Here is a 16,078-nt window from a genome sequence, read left to right on the forward strand (position 1 = left end):
CTGCAAACGGTCAATCTCTTGTTCTAAGTTCATTTGAACCATGTCTGCTTTTTGCTCGATGATTTCAGCGGTTTGTCGCGCTTTAAAATGAAATATGGCGGCTGCCGAAAAACCCAGGCAGGTAGAGATTGAAGTGATTGAAAGTAGGAGAGTTTGGTGATCAATTATCCATTGCATGTTTGGTCAGCCATCAGCGTTTCGTCTAATGCTAATGGTAATTTATACTGGATAAATGTCCAGATATTTACAGTTTTCTCAGCTTAAGTCGCGAATTAATTATGTCTTCCATTAGCTTTTGATCACGTTTGGCTTTTTCATATTTTTGCTTGCTTTTCCAACGCTCAAGCACTTGCTCTAAGCCATGTACGCGCTGCGACTTTTGCTGCAATTGTGCCTGTATAGCATGACACTCCGCCTGCATCACCGCCTGCTCATGAACTTGGTGGTTTAACATGCCTTGCAACATACGATCGACCATTGTCATGTTCATCAAACTCAGTCGACTACGAGATTGCACTCCATGACCATGGTGAAAGGATTTCAGTTCAGCTAATGCCGATAATCGCGACTCGAGTTTCTCGGTTTGTTGACGTGCAGCATCCAGTTGTGATCCAATTCGGTCGCGTTGAGTTTCTTCAAGCATAGTCAACGCACCGACCGCTTTTATTTTACTCTCCATGATACCCTTCCCTGATAGTCAGCACGCAATATTGGCACTCTTACGACGATGTCGCTTCACTGGCAAAGAGCTGCGCCAATTGCGTTAAGCTTTGCGAGTAATCCAACGTCTCGTCAGCGCCTTGAAGTAAATAGGCTTTCAATTGAGGATGCATCATCACTGCGCGATCAAGCTCGGGATCTTGCCCAGGTTGATAACCGCCTAGCGGCAACAGCTCTTTGACCTGCAAGTAGCTGGCATAGCATTGACGAAATTGATTAGCAATCATGTGATGTGGCTTTTCAGTACAAGCATTCATGCATCGGCTAATCGACGCATTAATATCTATCGCTGGATAATGCCCTTGCTCCGCAAGCTGCCTAGAAAGCACAACGTGACCATCTAATATAGCTCGCGCAGAGTCGACCACCGGGTCTTGCTGATCATCACCTTCCGCTAGTACCGTGTAGATCGCCGTAAGACTGCCATCGGGGTGCTCACTGTTCCCTGCTCTTTCTAACAATTGCGGCAAGATACTAAAGACTGAAGGCGGATACCCCCGTGAAGCAGGTGGCTCTCCCAATGCTAAAGCAATTTCTCTCTGAGCCATGGCATAACGTGTTAATGAATCCATCAACAACAAGACATCTTTACCTTTGTCACGAAAATATTCGGCGACTCGGTGACACAGCAATGTAGCTCGTAATCGCATCAACGGTGATTCATCCGCGGGCGCGGCAATAATAATGGCTTTGCGTCGGGATTCTGGTGTGAGATTACGCTCAACAAACTCACGCACCTCACGACCTCGCTCACCAATAAGCCCGACCACAATGACGTCAGCTTCGGTGTTTTGGGTAATCATCCCCATCAAGACACTTTTCCCGACTCCACTGCCGGCCATTAATCCAATTCGTTGGCCTTTTCCCACGGTAAGCAAACCATTAATGGCACGCACTCCCACATCAAGGGGTGTGTCTACCGGACGACGTTTTAATGGATTAATCGGCTGAGGATCCAGCGATACTCGATCCCCCCCGGTTAGCGGCGCCCCATCATCAAGAACTTCACCTAAACCATTAACCACACGTCCTAACCAGTGATGCCCCAGGTGCACATGGCTGTCCCCTTCTAATGGAATCACCTTAGCGCCGGCAAATAAGCCTCCTAAGCGACGAATCGGCATGAGATAAGCTATCGTATGATCAAACCCAACCACTTGCGCTTCAATCATGTCGCCTTCTGCCGTTTCAACCAAAAATCGTTGATCAAGCTTAAAACGGCAACCCACCGCTTGCAGCATTAATCCATTCACTTTAACTAAGCGGCCTGTCACTTTCGCAACCGGCACCGCCTCTAGTGACGCCATCGCATCATGAAGCCTCGCCGTCAAAGGTAACAACGCAGCGCTAGTCATGATTGGACTCATGTCGCGCTGGCAATGTTTCATCAAGTAGATGATTCTTCACATTATCCATACACGTTTCTAAGCGCGCATCACAACTGGCATCCGCTTCTGCATCATCCGTGACCAAATGACAACCGCCCACAGGAAGTTCTGCTTTTGCCACCAATTTCCAATTATGTGGCAGTTCGGCATTGATGTTGGCGATACGCTCTAAATCTTGCGGATTCAAATGCACCGTCACTTTTTCAGTCTTACCTGGCATCGCTTCCAACGTTTCATCCACCAGCGCAAGTATTTGCTGCGGCATAAGCGTCAGTTCTGCACGAATGACCTGCTGGGCAACCTTTTGCACTAATTCACAAATCACGTGGCGCTGCTGTTGATCTTTCTCTTCCTGCCAACGCTCTAAATGATGGTAAATCTCGTTGACGGGTTTAATTGCCTCTAAAAAAGCCTGCTTTCCTGACTGCTCACCGGAAATAAACCCTTTTTGAAACCCTTCCTTCTGCCCTTCAAGCAGCCCTTGCTGCTGCCCTTGTTCAAGACCTTGTTGCACCCCTTCTCGATGCCCTTGCTCAAGCCCTTGCTGAAATCCTATCTCGAGTTTTTCTTGCACGTCTGCCTGTGACGCTTCTTCTCCCCACATCATTTCCGAAGAAAGCTCATTATCCTGAATTACGGGGGCGACAGGAGGGAAGCGATGAAGTCTATACTCAGAAGCGGCTAAGCGAAGTATCGGTTTATTCTCTACGGCAAGAACGTTTTTTGCTGAAAATGACGTTCTGTATTTCTGAGTCATCACTATTCCACCGTCTGCTCTTCATACAACACCAATTCTATTTCGCCCGCCTCAGACATGGCCTTAACCATCTGCATAATCTCACTGCGCGCCCGCTCAACTGCACTAACAGGAACAGCGCCCCGCAATTGCATATCATCTTCCAGCGCTTGAACTAAACGCTGAGGCATAGAGCGTTTTATTGCTTGTTGCAGAGCAATTTCCGCCCCTTTCAGTGCTGTCCCCCATAACTCAAGCGGCACTTGCTGCACCAACCGGTCCATCGTGTCTTCACGCTGCCGTCCAAGTACCATAAAGTCAAACATGTTTTCTTCAATTTCATTCACCACGTCTTCATCATGAAGTTTGAGCATTTCCATCAGCATGCCCTTGTCTCCAGAGAAACGATTAATAATATCCGCCACCTGTTTAACACCAGATAGTGGCGCACTTTGGCTGCTAGATACATGCTCAATACAACGTTCAATCAACTCATTAAGATCACTGACCACGTCATGGTCGATGTCCTGTAAGCGAGCAATCCGATACAGCAGCTCATCATGGTAATCCGCCGGTAACTGCTCCAATACCTTAGAGGACGTTTCTGGGGGCAAATAAGCCAAGAAAATAGCCTGCATCTGAGGGTGCTCTTGTGAAATAAAACGAGCCAGCGTGTCCGCATCAACCCACTGCAGCCGTTGCATGTTATTGCGAATCTCATCGCCATATAAATTATTGAGCAGCCCTTTGGCTAAATCATTCCCCAAAGCTTTACGTAACGTATTCGATAAATACGCTTTGGAGGCGCCGCGTATGCCACTATGTTGACGAAAGTCATCAAAAAAATGTTGAATCACCTGCTTAGCATTATCACTTTTGATACCACTCAACCGTGCCATTGCTTTGGTCACACGCTGGGTTTCATCACGAGTGAAATGTTGAAATACCTGTGCGGCGGCATCTTCTCCCATCCCTAGCAATACAAGCGCTGTGCGCTCAACATGACTAAGCGTGGCTGCTTTTGACTGCGCTGTTTTCATTCACGTTCACCCATTGTTTTAGTACTTCTGCGACACGCTCAGGCTCTTCGTTAGCAATAAGCTGCAGATGTTTTAATTGAATCTCTAGCGGAGAACCCGCCGGCGGTAACATATCGCTGCTCGCATCCAGACCCGATGAAGCCGACGTAATTCCCTTCTCAGACAGCTTGCGATTGAGCAATTCCTCTCGCTCTCGCTCTTCTCTAGTTTGCACATTTTCTTGATAGTCATCCTGAGGACTCTCAGCAAACTCAAGGTTTACATTGCGCTGATCGGCACCCGTTAAATGCATGATCAAAGGACGCAACACAAACATAATCATCGCCATACCCAGCAAGCCGCCAATCACATAACGTAAAGGTTGCTGGACCGTCGGATCTTGCCACCATGGCATGGCAACTGGAACGTCAATTTCAATCGGCGTAAAGTTAAAGCTCATCACGTTAAGGCGATCGCCACGACCTGCAGAGATCCCCACCGCATCCATAATCATGTCCGAAATCTGATTGCGTTCAGCGTCTGTCCAGGCTGTACCATTCGGCGCTGCCGCTTCATTAAGCAATACCGACACACTTAATTGCTCTACTTCGCCTTGCTGATATTGCGTTCGGCGAATACTGCTGCCCACCGCATACTGGCGATTCAACTCACTGCGCGCGTTGGTATTTTTACTGTCTTGTGTTTCGACCTCACCCGTAACCGGTGGCTGGTTACTTAACGCTCCGGGAATACCTAACGCAATATTATCGATGCTATTATTTTGAATACTGTGTTCATTACGAACGACAGGAGTCGAATCAAGGATCTCTTGCGTTTCTTCCACTTGACTGAAGTTAAGATCGGCAGCAACTTGAACCCGGTAGTTACTTGGTCCAACAATAGGCGTGAGCATATCGGCCGCGCGTTGAATCACCTGCTTTTCGACACTCTTCTGATAGTCTAGATATTTTGCATTTACCTTACCGGCTTCCATCGAGCCAATATCAGCACTAAGCAATCGACCATATTGATCAATAACGGAAACAAACTCAGGTTTCATTGCCGTCACACTGCCCACCACCAAGTTAACAATGGCCTCCACTTGCTCCGGTTTTAGGTCATCACCGGTCTTGAGTTCAAGCATAACTGAAGCAGAAGGCTCTTCACTTTGCTGGCGGACAAACAACGTCTGACGAGGTATCGCAAGATGAACTCTCGCATTCACTATCGAATTTAAGGAAATAATGGTGCGAACTAACTCGCCCTCCAACCCATGACGATAACGAGCGTTTTCCATGAATTGACTAGTACCAAGTGAACTGTCTTCTTTCAGTGCATCCAAGCCTGTCGGCAGTTGAGCCTTTACGCCTTTTGCGGCAAGTAACATACGCACTTTCGCCACCTGACCTTCGGCGACTAAGACTTGCCCATTTTCCTCCTGTAACCGATAAGCAATGCTTTCCGACTCCAGCACTGAGATGATTTCACCGGTATCAAAGCGTTCTTGTTGACTGTATAAAGGGCGATAGCTTTGCGACGAGCTCCATAAAGCCACAACGATAATCGCCGCAACAATGGCAGCCAGTACGGCTGACAGCACTAGGTTACGCTGCGAGCTTGACCACAATCGCTTCAACTTCTGGCTCACATCACCGACTGATTTGGTCTGAGTCAACGGCTGATTATTAGAGGATGACGAATCCATCGCCGTTATGCTAGGTATCGCTTGAGAGGTTATTTCTGACATTATCTACACCGGCATTTTCATGATTTCATCAAATGAAGACACGACTTTATTACGAACCTGCATCAGGGCCGAAAATGATAAGCTCGCTTTTTGGCTCGCGACCATCGCTCCAACCAAGTCATCACTTTGTCCAGTTTCGACGGCCGTCATTTTGCTGCTTGCCAATGACTGGTGCTCATTAACCCGATCCAACACTCCTTTCATCGCCGTCGAAAAAGATAAAGGTGACAAGGATTGCTGCACATCAACAGGATTTGATGACACCACAAAGTCTGGTTGTATTTGTTGTTGCATCGATTGAAGCTTGGTCAGCATGAGTTGTTCCGCCGAGACCGCGCTATTGATAGGTTGCATTGCCATCATATTTCTCCTTTACGCAGCCGAGCCTAATGCCGACTGCAGATCAATTCCTTGCTCGCGCATTGCCGCCAACTTATAGCGCAGCGCACGCGTTGAAACACCCATCGCGTTCGCCGTTTTAGTTCGATTACCACCAAACTGACGCAGTTGCTCTAGGATAAATTGGAACTCTGCCTGTTTTTTTACTTCCACGTGTCCGAAAGAAGCACTCGCTGCTCTATGAGTAGACGTCTCGGTATTTGACAGGGATGGGGCAGAGAGTGAATGTGGTGATACCGCAAGTTCAATAGGAAGCATCAGATCTTGGGCAGTAATAAAATCGCCGTGACGCATCACTAATGCACGTTGAATAACGTTTTCTAATTCACGAATATTGCCTGGCCAGTGATACTGACAAAGCGCTTGTTGCGCATCTTCAGAAAGATGGCAAGCCGCCTTCTCTTTATATTTATTGATAAAAAATTGGCTAATCGGCAAGATATCTTCCTGACGCTCACGAAGTGGTGGCCAATACAACGGCAGCACATCCAATCGATAATAAAGGTCTTCCCGGAACTGGCCTTTCTGCACTTCACTTCTCAGGTCTTTATTGGTCGCGGCAATCACACGAATATCGAGTTTGATAGACTTATGACTGCCAACCCGCTCAACTTCTCGCTCTTGTAACACGCGAAGCAACTTAGCTTGAACCGCCGGTGACATTTCACCAATTTCATCCAATAAAATCGTGCCGCCGTTGGCTTCTTCAAACTTACCGCTCTGAGAGCCTGACGCCCCGGTAAATGCGCCTTTAACATGACCAAATAGCACCGCTTCCAGCATTGACTCCGGTATCGCCGCACAGTTCACTGCGATAAAAGGCTGGGATGCTCGAGGAGATTGGTCATGCACATAATGCGCAAGCACTTCCTTACCCGTCCCTGACTCACCTGAAATCAAGACACTGGCGCTGGTGCACGCCGCACGATGAGCCAATTGCAACACCTGCTTGCTACGCCATGACTCCGCAACAATGTTGGCCATGGGTTTTTCCATCGCTTCGACACGATTGAGTAAGTTGATTAGCTGCATCGCTTCAAAAGGGCGCAACAGATAATCCGTGGCACCCGCTTTCATAGATTCAGCAGCGAGCACGCCTTGATCCTGTTCAACAATAGCAATAGCAACGCCTGCGTTCGCCTTACGTTGCTGACACACCACCCACTCACGGACACTCATATCCGGTAGGTTTGAACTGACTAAACTGATCGCCGCCGTCGGCTCCAATAATGCTGCTCGCCCCGTTCGAACATGACGTACGAGGAACCCCTGCTGCTGCAACACATCAATAATCGGTCGAGCATCATTGTCGCAAGGTTCAACGAGTAAAATATCCTTATTCATTTCAATGTCACCCCCGTCTTCTCATCCTGAGAAGGCGTCAATGTGTTCACAGACTGACGAATGACTCTGACGGTCACTCGTCGATTTTTGGCTTGACCACTTTTTGTCGCATTACTACTCACGGGATAGCGATCACCGTGTGCTCTCACCTCAATTAACGGATTTGGTGTGCCAAACTCAGTTAAGAGGCTGGCCACATCATCGGCACGTACCCGCGAGAGTTGCAGATTCGCCATTGAGGAGCCCAGATTATCTGTGTGTCCATCAATCAACACTCGCTGGACAGTTTTGTCAGATTGGATATAGCTCGATATCGCTTTCAGCGCTTGGCGTTGCGAGGCGTCAAGTACTCGTTGCCCAACACGAAAACTCAATTCAACATCTCGAGCTTGCTCATAAGACATGCTCGGCAATGCTGCGCGACAATCGTTGAACTGACTATACGCTTGCTCGATTCGTACCGAAGGAACGGTAACGCCTTCACTGACTAAAAGCTCACCTTGGTCACGCTCGTGACCAAACTCCAAGCGCATCCACGCCCCTTTAGCAAACGCTGTCAAAAAAGCGTCGATACCATGACGAAATTCCACCATACCCGATGAAGTTTGGCGAGACGTTGAAATCGTATTGGAGTACGCTAGCGCCTGCCAAGGCGGAGAAGTTTGTAGCAACCTTGCTTGAGGGTAATTCACATGCGTTTTTATCAGTGCCATCGCGCTATTCGGCTCGGCGACAAAAGAAATATATTCCGAGTTAGATAATGAGTAACGTAGCTGACATTTAAATTCACTCTGAACAAATTGCCAATTTACCATATCCATTGGGATGTTATTTTTAGCAGCAAATGAGACATTGCCCCAAAAAATAACGATGCAGAAAACCACTAGCGGAAATAACCCTTCCGCCCGGAATGAATTATTCACCTTCCTCACAAGTAGACTTTGCAAAAAAGTAATTAATTTGAAGTCATCATTACGAATAACTTTACTATTCATATCAATACCAATTCTGACATGTAACTAGGCTCATATATTCAAGTAAATATCGGCACACAAAAAGAAACTATATTTATATCTTTCAAAACAAAATCTTAATCGTGCAACACCATGCTCGAAGCAAACATAATCGAGGGCTTCGATAGATAGTCGCTATATTTAGATTTTTATAATATTTATTATTTAAACAAACTAACCCTATTTATTTTTTATTTAAAGATGCTTGTATAATGCATAAACAAACATATGAACCAAGCTCACAAATTTAAATTTTACGACTAAAAAGATATAAAAAAATCAGAGTAGACTAAAACAATAACGGCTAGTTATTAATTTGAGAGGCTAGTATTTAGCCATATCAGCATCTCAATCACTTTTCGGAAATATTATGGATTCTGAGCATTCTTTAACATTAGATCACGTACCATCACTCAATATCGAGCTTCTTGGAAAGCCGATTCATCGAGTAAAAAATAAGCTGGAAGACGAATTTAAGCGCTCTCGTCACTCCTTGCGCCAAGCCATACAATCTTGGCTCAATTCATCTAATGTAGATGTTATCATTCAAGCGATCACGATTAGCAGTGACAGCCATAAACATCAGGATTTCGAGAACATCAGTGCTTTACAGCATGAAACTGGTGGACAGCTGTCTATCCATCTCTCCAGCACATTACTTATCCACCTAGCCGACCAGTTTTATGGCGCGAACATTGAGCGAACGACTCAAGCTCTCTCTGCCAGTGACCTAAGGCTTCAGGAACGAATCGCAAAATTAATCAGCGCTTGGATTGCTCCAATAGATCACTGGCATCCCAGTGAAGCAACCCCTCATCAAGGGATAGGGATTGTTGCGACCCTGTCCATTACTTACTGCCACCCAACCCTTGGTGATATGAAAGCTAACCTTATCGTTCAGCTCGACAGTATGTTAGTGCAAACACTTGTGAATGAACTGTCCCTCACGCCCAACCCTCATATCGCCAGCGACTTTCAACATGCACTGCAGGCAACGCCTGTGCGGCTTAATGTACAACTCAGTAAAACTCAACTGCCATTAACTCAAGTATTACGTCTACAACCCGACGATATTTTACCTATCAACTTACTCTCTAGCGTCCCTGTCCATATTGGAAAAGAGCGCCTATTTACCGGTCGTGTCGCAGAGCAAGACGGACAACTGGTCTTAATTTTAAATAATGAAAAGGAAAGTAACTCATGAGCGATACGCCTGAACAAAATGCATTTGATGGGGACGAATTAAGCTTTGATGACTTTCAGCTAGAAGGCTTTGACACGGATGCACCACTTGCTGCACCAGTTTCAGCCCAACGTGACCTCAGCTTCTTTAAAAGTATTCCTGTCACCGTCACCCTTGAAGTCGCCAGTAAAGAAATCGCGTTAGGTGAGCTAATGAGTGCTGGTGAAGGCAGTGTTATTGAGCTAGACAAGCTCAATGGTGAGCCTCTTGATGTGAAAGTGAATGGCTCACTAATGGGGCACGCAGAAGTCGTTGTCATCAATGACAAATACGGCTTAAAGCTGATCGACGTAGTGGATTCCACACTAACAACAATGGGGCAATAGTTAGTGTCTCATCCGCTTACTCACAAGGTTATTAAATCGCTAAAACGCCTCCCTACCTTGCTGTGTCATCTCCCTTGGAAGCTCATCGTACTGGTGAGCTTAATCAGTTTCCCTGTTGCTGCTGACAACGGATTAACCTTTCTAACTGTCAATGATGGACAGACCGACCAAGCGTATAGCGTCAAGTTACAGATTTTACTGCTCATGACCGCGCTGAGCTTTCTGCCGGCATTTATTTTGATGGCCACTAGCTTCACACGGATCATCGTCGTCCTCGCCATTTTGCGACAAGCGCTTGGTCTGCAGCAAAGCCCGCCTAATCGCGTGTTAGTCGGCATCGCACTTAGCCTAAGTATTTTAATCATGCGCCCTGTCTGGAGCGACGTTTATCAAAATGCTTTTCAACCTTACGATCAGGGTGAAATCACCTTGATGCAGGCATTTTCCACCGCAGAAAAACCTGTGCGTAACTTTATGTTGGCACAAACCCAGCAAAACGCGCTAGAGCAAATGCTGCGTATCGCCAACGAGCCGCTGAATCAAAATATTGAAGATATTTCCTTTGCGGTGATTTTGCCGGCCTTTGTCATTAGCGAACTCAAAACCGCATTTCAAATCGGTTTCATGCTGTTCATCCCGTTCCTCATCATAGACCTCGTCGTCGCTAGTGTCCTAATGGCGATGGGGATGATGATGCTTTCACCACTCATTGTCTCTCTGCCTTTTAAGCTTGTGGTCTTTGTATTAGTGGACGGCTGGGCGATGACCGTTGGCACACTCTCGGCCAGCTTTGGATAGCGCAAAGGACAACCTATGACCCCAGAAATGACCGTCACGCTATTTTCTAATGCCATCTGGCTTATCATCAACATGGTGATGGTGCTGGTCCTGCCGGGATTAGGTGTAGGTTTGATTATTGCTATTTTTCAAGCAGCAACTCAAATACAAGAGCAAACGCTAAGCTTCTTACCTAAATTGCTGGCGACCTTATTAATGGTGATTTTTGCTGGCCACTGGATGTTACGAAAAATCATGGAATTGTTCGATTACCTGTTCCACAACATCCCAGGGATGATTGGCTAATGCACCTGACCTTTGCCGATCTATCACAATGGCTAGGGCAGCTATGGTGGCCGTTTTTTCGCATTGGGGCGGCATTCCTGTCCTTACCCTTTTTTGGTGATGCGCTGATTCCGGTTTGGGTACGCAGCTTACTCGCGCTGTCCATCGTCGTCATTACCGCGCCCCTTATGCCGCCCATGCCTGCGGTCGAATTATTTTCTATGACATCCTTATTCCTTGCCTTTGAGCAAGCGCTATGGGGGGTGTTTTTCGGTCTGATTTTGCATCTGTTTTTTACTATTTTCACCATGCTTGGACAAATTGTTTCCATGCAAATGGGGCTAGGCATGGCGATCATGAATGATCCGGTAAACGGGCTGTCGGTCGCGATTCTAGGGCGTATATTTTTACTGCTCTCCACCCTGCTTTTTTTAACGCTAGAAGGACACCTTTTAGTGATTGATATTCTCGTACAAAGCTTTGTGATTTGGCCGGTAGGCTCTGGTCTCAGCATGAGCGCGCTCAATCAAGTAATTGGGCTATTTGGCTGGATGTTTGCTTCCGCTCTTGCGCTCGCACTGCCTGCTATTGTTTCAATGTTACTCGCCAATATCAGTTTTGGTGTGATGAATCGCGCCGCACCCAGCTTAAATGTCTACGCGCTCGGTTTTCCGATGACCATGCTGCTTGGTCTATTCAGCATCCTGCTCACCGTTACGGGTATTCCAAGTCGCTATACCGCCTTGGTTCATGAGGTGCTTCGCCATCTCAATGGATTTGTTGTGGGGGGCGTATGAGCGAACAATCTAGCCAAGATAAATCAGAAAAAGCCTCACCGCAGAAGGTAAAAAAAGCGCGCCAAGAGGGACAAATTCCGCGAGCCAAAGAATTTTCCTCCGCAGTTATCTTCCTGGCCGTAGCGCTGTTTTTTAACAGCCAACTGCCCAGTATTTGGGCGCATATTTCCGGTATTTTTCGTTTCAATATGAGCCTGACTCGCGAGGATCTTGATAATCCAATGCAAATGATTGAGCAACTCGGTCATAGCTTGGGGATCCTAATCGACATGCTGCTGCCCATGTTCTTAGTTATTGTAATTGTCGCGGTTGCCAGCAGCCTGATTTTAGGTGGCTGGATGTTTCGCCCGGCAAATGTCCAACCAAAGCTCAGTAAACTCAGTCCGCTGTCTGGCATTAAACGCATGTTTTCTACCCGCTCACTGGCCGAGTTGCTCAAATCAACGTTCAAGGTTTCGGTCATTTTTGCTCTGCTCTACAGCTACCTCAACAGTAACCTTCAACACTTGTTAGGCATGCAACAGCTCACCCTAAACCAAGGTGTCACCATGGTGATGACCATTTTATTCGAAGGCTTACTATTGATGGGGGTGGCACTGTTGATATTCGGTGTCATCGACATTCCCTATCAACGCTGGGAACACCTAAAACAGCTCAAAATGACCAAACAAGAACTCAAAGAAGAGTACAAAAATAATGAGGGTCGACCTGAGGTCAAACAACGTATTCGACAAATACAGCAACAGTTTGCGCGTCGTAAAATAGAAAAAACCGTGCCGAAAGCCGATGTGGTGATCACCAACCCTACGCATTATGCGGTGGCTTTAAAATACGACACCAGCCTATCGGATGCGCCATTTGTGGTGGCAAAAGGCATTGATGAAGCCGCCATGCACATCCAGCGCATCGCACGTGAAAATCAGGTGGAGATCTTAAACTCACCGCCCCTGACACGATCGATTTATCACACGACTGCGATAGAACAAGCCATACCGAGTCAGCTCTACATTGCGGTCGCACATATCCTGACCTACGTCATGCAGCTGAGATCATTTCGCCGTGGAGCAGGAGAGAAACCGCTGCCGATACCGCAGTTTTCGATCCCAAAACATTTACAACACTAGCGTTGAAATTACGGCATTTATATTGAGTGCAGTACACCACTATCACTCATCGCCAACTATCTCTCACCGCCAACTATAGAGAAAAAGGAACCTTCATGTTGAACCGAATCAAACAACTTCAGCGAACCAGCAAAGGGTACATTGGTATCCCTGTCGTGCTGCTGATGATTCTGGCAATGGTCATTTTGCCACTTCCACCTCTATTGCTGGATGCGTTGTTCACCTTCAATATTGTTCTTGCCATCTTAGTCCTGCTGGTTAGCACCACCGCAAAACGACCATTGGACTTCTCAATCTTCCCGACCATTTTGCTTATCGCGACACTCATGCGATTAACGCTTAATGTCGCCTCCACCCGTATCGTCCTTTTGGAAGGGCATCAAGGTGGCGATGCAGCAGGTAAAGTTATTCAAGCCTTTGGTGAGGTCGTGATCGGCGGCAATTACGTGGTCGGTATGGTGATATTTGTCATTTTGATGATCATCAACTTTGTCGTTATCACCAAAGGTGGCGAGCGTATTTCGGAAGTCTCCGCGCGTTTCACCCTTGATGCACTGCCCGGCAAACAAATGGCCATTGACGCCGATCTTAACGCAGGTCTCATCGATCAAGAATCGGCAAGACAACGTCGACAAGAAGTGGCAAACGAAGCCGACTTCCACGGTTCAATGGATGGCGCTTCAAAGTTTGTTCGCGGTGACGCTATTGCCGGTTTAATGATTCTGTTCATTAATATTATTGGTGGTATCAGTATCGGGGTATTTGAGCACGGTCTTGCCGCCTCAGAAGCCTTTAAAACCTATGCCTTACTCACCATCGGTGATGGCCTAGTCGCACAAATTCCATCTCTACTCTTGGCAACCTCAGCCGCTATCATCGTGACTCGTATTAACGACAGCGAAAATAGCATGGCTGAGACCATGCAAAAGCAATTACTTGCGACTCCGTCGACCTTATTCACGGTAGCAACCGTCATGCTGATCATCGGCATGGTTCCCGGTATGCCTCACTTGGCCTTTTTTACCTTTGCTGCAGCGCTCGGGTTTGCTGGCTGGCGACAGTCCAAGTCGACTCCTGTCGATCCACAGCTTGATGAAGTCGCAGCGATCTCTCAGGCCATGCACGACAACCCCGATATTGCATTGGCGTGGGAAGATATTCCCCATGTCCACAGTCTATCGCTAGCGCTAGGCTATCGCTTGGTTCATTTGGTTAATAAAGAGCAAGGTGCACCGCTGGCACAACGCATCCGTGGCGTACGAAAAAACCTTTCCGAGCAGGTGGGGTATTTGTTACCCGAGGTCGCCATACGAGATAATTTAAACCTCAAACCTAACCAATACACCTTATCTCTCAATGGTGAAGTCATTGAAGAAGGCTTGATCGAGCCTGACCGATTAATGGCCATTGCGGTGGGCGAAACCTATGGAGAAATTGACGGCATTTTGGGTAGTGACCCCGCCTATCACTTACCAGCGGTATGGATAACACATCAAGACAAGGCCAAAGCTCTTAATATGGGTTATCAGGTAGTAGACGATGCGACCGTGATTGCCACTCATATCAGTAAAATAATGAAAACCCATCTTGCCGAGCTGTTTAATCACGATGATGTCGATGCAATGAACCTGCGCTTAAGCCAACAAGCTCCTAAACTTTGCGAAGCATTAAGTGCAGCATTAAGCCTGTCACAACAATTAAAGGTGTACAGGCAACTGCTTGTCGATCAGGTACCCCTTAAAGATATTCGCACCATTGCCAATACTATGCTGGAATCGGCTGACAACACTAAAGACCCGATTTTACTCGCCGCTGATGTTCGTTGCGCATTGCGCCGTACATTAGTGAATTTGATCGCGGGTCAACGTAAAGACTTAAATGTGTATGCGCTGTCCGATGAGCTGGAACAGATGTTAATGACCTCCCTGCAACAGGCGCAAGCCAGCGGCACTGTCATGCTCGATAGTTTCCCGATTGAGCCAAATATTCTCAATCAATTCCAACAAAATATGCCGTTAATCAAACAGCAACTTAAACAACAAGGGCTGGCGCCAATCTTATTGGTGATGCCGCAATTAAGACCCTTGCTCGCTCGCTATGCACGTACGTTCTCACAAGGATTAGCGGTACTGTCATATAACGAAATTCCAGATAACAAACAGATAAATGTGGTAGGAAACCTTGGATAATCTCACTTCAAATCAAGCGCTGTATTACTATCTCAGCCAATTGATCAGTCAGCACGTCGTCACGGAAGACGACCAGTTGATATTTTCTGCGTTCGAAGCCAACGACATTCATCATGCCTGTCAGGCGATTCGAGACACCAATAGTGGAGATATTGAATATCAGCATCTTACTCTGCGCTTTGGCAGTCATAGCGAGCAAAGTGTTTATCAATTCGATTTGTCGACGTCCATGCGATTTTGCTTGGATCTCTACAGCTTATATTTGGCAGTGCGACAAACTAAATTCCAGATTGAAACATTCCACCCTGATCTCATCAGCAATGTGGTCGTTCCCATCAGCCACGATGCGCTGCTGTGGCAACAAGGGCAGTTCTTCCTAAAACAGATCATACGTTTTCATGCTGGTGCGTTTTATCACATCATCCCCTCGTTGCAATTAAGTGAGACGAGTACGCTGCATCCCGATACTCAACCACTCAGCGAAACGCTCAAAGAATACGCCTACGCATTGTGGTTTGATATTTCACCATCACAAATGCAACTCGACCGTTTGCTGCCACTCGCACCTGATGCCTTTAAAGTCGCAGTTACAATTGAGAGTAAACAAGATCGCAGCGCCTTATTACCATTAGTACGTTTTTGTCGGCTACATAAAATAAAATGGGTGGCAGGCCGTATCTGCAGTCAAGAAGAGTTAACGCAATTCAAACGACTTGGGGCGAGCTATTACTTTGGCTATTTCAGTGACTTACCCACTGCCATGTCATTTAAATCGTTTGGCGATGCGCATAATGAAGTGATGTAAGGTTCGAGGAGAGCATGTGGGACGAATAATTATCGTCAACGAAAGCGAATAATGTCGACCCACTTTCAACTCTCCTCCTCCCCTCTAGGAGCTAGGCACCAGGAACCGCTCTATGCCCATAAACCGAATTTACCCTCCTTTCACTTGAACCAACCTCACACATTCA

General features: G+C 46.8%; 16 protein-coding genes. 8 read left to right on the forward strand and 8 right to left on the reverse strand.

What is annotated here, in order from left to right:
• Nucleotides 1-244: 244 nt before the first annotated feature.
• The 8 genes from fliJ to L4D74_RS18190 are packed head-to-tail and all read right to left on the reverse strand — an operon-like array spanning nucleotide 245 to nucleotide 8,348.
• Complete coding sequence (gene fliJ, locus L4D74_RS18155; protein ID WP_428753790.1) at nucleotides 245-679, reverse strand: flagellar export protein FliJ; 435 nt, start codon at nucleotides 677-679, stop codon at nucleotides 245-247.
• A 40-nt stretch (nucleotides 680-719) separates the two neighbouring features.
• On the reverse strand, nucleotides 720-2,075 hold the full coding sequence (locus L4D74_RS18160) for a FliI/YscN family ATPase (RefSeq protein ID WP_428753792.1): 1,356 nt from the start codon (nucleotides 2,073-2,075) through the stop codon (nucleotides 720-722).
• Nucleotides 2,068-2,865: a flagellar assembly protein FliH gene (fliH, locus tag L4D74_RS18165; protein ID WP_428753794.1), complete on the reverse strand. Its 798-nt coding sequence runs from the start codon at nucleotides 2,863-2,865 to the stop codon at nucleotides 2,068-2,070. The genes L4D74_RS18160 and fliH overlap by 8 nt, the downstream gene beginning before the upstream one ends.
• Nucleotides 2,866-2,867: 2 nt before the next feature.
• Nucleotides 2,868-3,884, reverse strand: coding sequence for a flagellar motor switch protein FliG (locus L4D74_RS18170; protein ID WP_428753796.1), 1,017 nt, complete (start codon nucleotides 3,882-3,884; stop codon nucleotides 2,868-2,870).
• A complete protein-coding gene (fliF, locus tag L4D74_RS18175; protein ID WP_428753798.1) occupies nucleotides 3,850-5,610 on the reverse strand; it encodes a flagellar basal-body MS-ring/collar protein FliF in 1,761 nt (586 codons plus the stop codon). The genes L4D74_RS18170 and fliF overlap by 35 nt, the downstream gene beginning before the upstream one ends.
• A gap of 3 nt (nucleotides 5,611-5,613) precedes the next feature.
• Nucleotides 5,614-5,970 (reverse strand): flagellar hook-basal body complex protein FliE, encoded by a 357-nt coding sequence (fliE, locus tag L4D74_RS18180; protein ID WP_428753921.1) that lies wholly within the window; start codon nucleotides 5,968-5,970, stop codon nucleotides 5,614-5,616.
• A gap of 12 nt (nucleotides 5,971-5,982) precedes the next feature.
• Nucleotides 5,983-7,353: a sigma 54-interacting transcriptional regulator gene (locus L4D74_RS18185; protein WP_428753799.1), complete on the reverse strand. Its 1,371-nt coding sequence runs from the start codon at nucleotides 7,351-7,353 to the stop codon at nucleotides 5,983-5,985.
• Nucleotides 7,350-8,348, reverse strand: coding sequence for a MotY family protein (locus L4D74_RS18190; RefSeq protein ID WP_428753801.1), 999 nt, complete (start codon nucleotides 8,346-8,348; stop codon nucleotides 7,350-7,352). The genes L4D74_RS18185 and L4D74_RS18190 overlap by 4 nt, the downstream gene beginning before the upstream one ends.
• Before the next feature lie 388 nt (nucleotides 8,349-8,736).
• Between L4D74_RS18190 and L4D74_RS18195 the strand changes: the two genes are divergently transcribed.
• From L4D74_RS18195 to L4D74_RS18230, 8 genes are all read left to right on the forward strand, one after another.
• On the forward strand, nucleotides 8,737-9,570 hold the full coding sequence (locus L4D74_RS18195; RefSeq protein ID WP_428753803.1) for a FliM/FliN family flagellar motor switch protein: 834 nt from the start codon (nucleotides 8,737-8,739) through the stop codon (nucleotides 9,568-9,570).
• The gene (gene fliN / locus L4D74_RS18200; protein WP_428753804.1) at nucleotides 9,567-9,935 is read left to right on the forward strand and encodes a flagellar motor switch protein FliN; all 369 of its coding nucleotides are present in this window, start codon (nucleotides 9,567-9,569) and stop codon (nucleotides 9,933-9,935) included. Before L4D74_RS18195 ends, fliN begins: the two co-directional genes overlap by 4 nt.
• Before the next feature lie 57 nt (nucleotides 9,936-9,992).
• A complete protein-coding gene (gene fliP / locus L4D74_RS18205) occupies nucleotides 9,993-10,733 on the forward strand; it encodes a flagellar type III secretion system pore protein FliP (RefSeq protein ID WP_428753922.1) in 741 nt (246 codons plus the stop codon).
• 15 nt (nucleotides 10,734-10,748) lie between these two features.
• Nucleotides 10,749-11,018 carry a flagellar biosynthesis protein FliQ gene (fliQ, locus tag L4D74_RS18210; protein WP_250618800.1) on the forward strand — a complete coding sequence of 90 codons (270 nt, stop codon included), beginning with the start codon at nucleotides 10,749-10,751 and terminating at the stop codon, nucleotides 11,016-11,018.
• Nucleotides 11,018-11,794 (forward strand): flagellar biosynthetic protein FliR, encoded by a 777-nt coding sequence (gene fliR, locus L4D74_RS18215; protein WP_428753806.1) that lies wholly within the window; start codon nucleotides 11,018-11,020, stop codon nucleotides 11,792-11,794. The genes fliQ and fliR overlap by 1 nt, the downstream gene beginning before the upstream one ends.
• A complete protein-coding gene (gene flhB / locus L4D74_RS18220; RefSeq protein ID WP_428753808.1) occupies nucleotides 11,791-12,918 on the forward strand; it encodes a flagellar biosynthesis protein FlhB in 1,128 nt (375 codons plus the stop codon). The genes fliR and flhB overlap by 4 nt, the downstream gene beginning before the upstream one ends.
• Before the next feature lie 95 nt (nucleotides 12,919-13,013).
• Nucleotides 13,014-15,107: a flagellar biosynthesis protein FlhA gene (locus tag L4D74_RS18225; RefSeq protein ID WP_428753809.1), complete on the forward strand. Its 2,094-nt coding sequence runs from the start codon at nucleotides 13,014-13,016 to the stop codon at nucleotides 15,105-15,107.
• A complete protein-coding gene (locus L4D74_RS18230; RefSeq protein ID WP_428753810.1) occupies nucleotides 15,100-15,912 on the forward strand; it encodes a diguanylate phosphodiesterase in 813 nt (270 codons plus the stop codon). The genes L4D74_RS18225 and L4D74_RS18230 overlap by 8 nt, the downstream gene beginning before the upstream one ends.
• Nucleotides 15,913-16,078: the final 166 nt, after the last annotated feature.

The sequence above is a fragment of the Vibrio cionasavignyae genome (genome assembly GCF_050337155.1).
Classification (GTDB): Bacteria; Pseudomonadota; Gammaproteobacteria; order Enterobacterales; family Vibrionaceae; genus Vibrio; species Vibrio nomapromontoriensis.